The sequence below is a fragment of the Staphylococcus microti genome (assembly GCF_000934465.1).
Lineage (GTDB): Bacteria > Bacillota > Bacilli > Staphylococcales > Staphylococcaceae > Staphylococcus > Staphylococcus microti.
The window spans coordinates 1-4,838 of record NZ_JXWY01000106.1 but is presented as its reverse complement, the minus strand read 5'-3'; the positions used below and the strand labels follow the sequence as shown (position 1 = coordinate 4,838).

The following is a 4,838-nucleotide window of genomic DNA, read 5'->3' as shown; positions in this document are numbered from 1 at the left end:
TTCAAAAAAAAAAAAAAAAAAAAACAATGTACATTCGATAATTTATTTATTGTTTAATGGGAATTAGACAAGACAAATGCTTAATAACAAAGAGGAAGGAAAGTGAGTATGAAAAAATTTCAACAATATAAAAAGTACGATCGTCAAAAGCAAATTTTCAGTATCCGTAAATTATCGTTTGGAACAGGTTCTGCCCTGTTAACAACATTACTATTTTTAGGCGCAACACAAACAGCCGAAGCATCGGAAGTAACTGAACCAACACCTGAAACAGCGGTTCAAGATACAGAAAGCAAAGCAGACACAAGTGCACAACCGTCCACAACTGAAGTAGCTAACGAAAGTGACGCAGCAACAACAGAACAACCTGCAGAAGCAACAGAAACCGAAGCACCACAACCAGCTGTCGAAGAGACAACACCAAAAGAAGCACAACCTGTAGCTGAAGAAACAACACCTGAAAAAACTGAAACGGCTGAACAACCTACTACTGAAGCAAACGCACCCGCAAACGAGCCTACTCAAACTACACCAAACAATGCATCAACAACAGAAAATACGACAAAAGCGACACAACAACCTGAGTTGAAAAACAATGTAGATGATAAAATCTCTGATGTTTCAATTAATGTGAAAGACAACAAAATTGAAGATGTTGTGGATTATGGAAGTACGAAAGAAGCTTATGAGGATTTTCAAAATTATAAAGAACAATATTTAAAAGAAAATACTGATACAGATAAAAACACAATAGTTCAATCATTCATCGAAAAATATAAAGATAAGTATCCTACTGAAGATATCTTTGATTATGACTTTAAAAGATACGTTGACTTTGAAAGTGTTCGTTCTAATAAAGGGTTAAAACCTTCAGAATATGAAGTTAAAGCAAAAGTGACTGATGCTAAAACTGGAGATTATTTCACATTTCAACATGATAGTCTTACAGACTTAAATGGTAACTATGCTGATAACATCAAAGTACAACTTCCTTCATTTCACCTTGAATCAGATCCAAACGTTGAAGTTGCACGTGCAATTAACTTTGATAATCAAACGAAAAAAATTACGTACCAATTTTTAGATACAATTAAAGATTTAGGTACTTTCGGTATGATTTTTAACGGTAAAGACTATGTAGACCGTAATAAAGTCACTGAAAATGGTACTCAAAAACTTACACATACTATTGGTTCAGAAAGCATTTCGTATGATGCAAACATCAAATATGAAGATACCCAATACACATATGATGATTTTTACTGGGATAGTTATATTCATTCGGACAATTCATCTGCTGGCATCAGAATGGTATTAGACAACTATGATAAAGACAAAAAAACCGTAGATAGCTTTGTACAAGTTAATCCAGATGCATTAAACATTGTACCAAATATCAAAAAATTGAATTCTTTAATTTCTCATGAAAAAGATACTATTGCGTCATTAGAAAAAGAGTTACAAATTGCTGAACAAAATAATGACACTGAAAAAATTGAGCAACATAAACATAATATTCAATCTGCAGAAAATAGTATTAAAGGTTTCGAACAACTAAAACAAAGCTCAACAAAAGGTTCTATTAAAGTCACTATAAGTAATGGTAATTTATCAGCTATAGGTAATTTTGGCGCTTTCGATGAATACGATTCTTTTGATAGAGAAAGTACAAGATCAGCTGTTAAAGTAGACAATGACTCTTTAAAAACCCTTAAAGTTTATAAAGCACCTAAAGGTCAAAAAATTAATACAAACAGTATTACAAATATAAGTGAGTTATTTGAGGATGTTACCGAAGAAGTTCTTAAATTAAGTGACCTTGACTCATCAAAAGCTAAATATTTATTAGAAAAAGGTGACTTACAGTTAACAATTCCAGATTCAGATAGTGCATATATCATTACTATGACACATAATGTATTGGATGAAACAATAGGTAAATTCCCTTTCAACAAAATTGACTTAAGTGCCGTAATGACAGTCCCTGCTCGTGCAACAAGTGATACAGCCTTTAGAGGTGCTGCAGGAGAAGTTGATGATTCAGCTTATGCACGTGCTCACATTGAAGAAGAATTTGATGTAAATCCTGAATTACCTGAACAACCAGACTTCCCTGATCCAGATGAAAGCGATGCTGACGCAGATTCTGATGCAGATTCTGATGCAGATAGTGACTCAGATGCGGATAGCGACTCTGACTCTGATAGCGACTCGGATTCAGACAGCGATTCGGACTCGGACAGCGACTCGGACTCTGACAGCGATTCGGATGGGGATAGTGATTCGGATGCGGACAGTGACTCGGATTCAGACAGCGATTCGGATTCTGATAGTGATTCGGACTCTGACAGTGATTCTGACGCAGATAGTGACTCGGATGCGGACAGTGACTCGGATTCAGACAGCGATTCGGACTCGGACAGCGATTCGGACTCTGACAGTGATTCGGATGCAGACAGTGACTCAGACGCCGATAGCGACTCGGATGCAGATAGTGATTCAGATGCCGACAGTGACTCAGACGCCGATAGCGACTCGGATGCAGACAGTGACTCCGACGCAGACAGCGATTCCGATGCCGACAGCGACTCGGATGCGGACAGCGATTCTGACGCAGACAGCGATTCCGATGCCGACAGCGACTCGGATGCGGACAGCGATTCTGACGCAGACAGCGATTCCGATGCAGATAGTGATTCGGACAGTGACTCAGATTCAGACAGCGACTCTGACTCGGACAGTGATTCCGACTCTGATAGCGACTCAGATTCTGACAGCGACTCTGACTCAGACAGTGATTCAGACTCGGATAGCGATTCAGACTCGGATAGCGATTCGGATGCAGATAGCGACTCGGATTCTGATAGTGATTCTGACTCTGATAGCGATTCGGACTCGGATAGTGATTCAGATTCTGACAGCGACTCAGACTCAGACAGTGACTCAGATTCTGACAGTGACTCTGACTCTGATAGCGACTCTGATGCAGATAGTGATTCTGATGCGGACAGCGATTCGGACGCAGATAGCGATTCGGACTCTGACAGTGACTCGGATTCGGATAGCGACTCTGACTCTGATAGCGATTCGGATTCGGACAGCGACTCTGACTCGGACAGTGACTCGGACTCTGACAGTGACTCGGATTCGGACAGCGACTCGGATTCGGACAGCGACTCGGATTCGGACAGTGATTCTGACTCTGATAGCGACTCTGATGCAGATAGCGATTCCGATGCAGATAGCGATTCCGATGCAGATAGTGATTCAGATGCCGACAGTGACTCCGATGCAGATAGCGACTCTGACTCTGATAGTGACTCTGACTCTGATAGTGACTCAGATGCGGATAGCGACTCCGATGCAGACAGCGATTCGGACTCGGACAGCGATTCGGATGCGGACAGTGACTCGGATTCAGATAGTGATTCGGACGCAGACAGCGACTCGGATTCAGATAGTGATTCGGACTCTGATAGCGACTCGGATGCAGATAGCGACTCTGACTCTGATAGCGACTCCGACGCAGATAGCGACTCGGATGCGGATAGCGACTCTGACTCAGATAGCGACTCCGACGCAGATAGCGACTCCGACGCAGATAGCGACTCTGACTCTGATAGCGATTCCGACTCTGATAGTGATTCCGACTCTGATAGTGATTCCGACTCTGATAGCGACTCTGACTCTGATAGCGATTCCGACTCTGATAGCGATTCCGACTCTGATAGTGACTCAGATTCAGACAGCGACTCTGACTCGGACAGTGACTCAGATTCGGACAGTGACTCTGACTCTGATAGTGACTCTGACAGTGATTCAGACTCTGACAGTGACTCAGATTCAGATAGCGATTCCGACTCTGACAGTGACTCGGATGCGGATAGCGATTCGGACTCTGACAGTGATTCTGACGCAGATAGCGACTCTGACTCAGACAGCGACTCCGATGCAGACAGCGATTCTGACTCGGACAGCGATTCTGATGCGGACAGTGACTCTGACTCTGACAGTGATTCTGACGCAGATAGCGACTCTGACTCGGACAGCGATTCTGACTCTGACAGTGACTCTGATGCGGACAGTGACTCTGACTCTGACAGTGATTCCGATGCGGACAGCGATTCTGACTCTGATAGCGACTCTGACTCGGACAGTGATTCGGATGCAGACAGTGACTCTGATGCGGATAGCGATTCGGATTCTGACAGTGATTCGGACTCGGATAGTGACTCAGACGCGGATAGTGATTCGGACTCTGATAGCGATTCAGACTCTGATAGTGATTCCGACTCTGATAGTGATTCCGACTCTGATAGCGATTCTGACTCAGATAGTGATTCCGACAGTGACTCTGATGCGGACAGTGACTCAGATTCAGACAGCGATTCTGACTCAGACAGCGACTCGGATTCTGGCAACGATTCAGACGATGACTCAAATGGCGACAAACCAGGTAAACATGGTGAAAGACACCCTGGCAAAGGGTTACCAGATACAGGTAATGAACCAAATAATGGTTCATTAATCGGTTCATTATTGGCAGCACTTGGCTCACTATTCATAGTTGGACAACGTCGTAGAAAACAAGACGATAAATAAAAATTCTATTTTCTTATTACATTCATTTACTCCCATATATAAATAGAGAGGCAGTCATTTAATTGATTGCCCCTCTTTTCTTATTTCTTTCTATAATATTCTGCTTTTAACAATTCCCTTTCTAAAAAGCTATCTATATTTTTGTACAAATACAACATTTTCATCTCTCATCATTCCCTACATACACAAGTAAATAATGTTTTAAATATTATTTCAAAAAAAAAAAAAAAAAAAAA

At 41.8% G+C, this 4,838-nt stretch carries 1 protein-coding gene; it reads left to right on the top strand.

What is annotated here, in order from left to right; translation table 11 throughout:
* Positions 1–108 precede the first annotated feature (108 nt).
* Positions 109–4,602, top strand: coding sequence for a YSIRK-type signal peptide-containing protein (locus tag TP70_RS12790; protein WP_142382289.1), 4,494 nt, complete (start codon positions 109–111; stop codon positions 4,600–4,602).
* Positions 4,603–4,838: the final 236 nt, after the last annotated feature.

What these genes read in the sequence shown, in the direction of transcription:
- TP70_RS12790 (WP_142382289.1), top strand. Translation starts at nt 109, where the DNA reads ATGAAAAAATTTCAACAATATAAAAAGTACGATCGTCAAAAGCAAATT.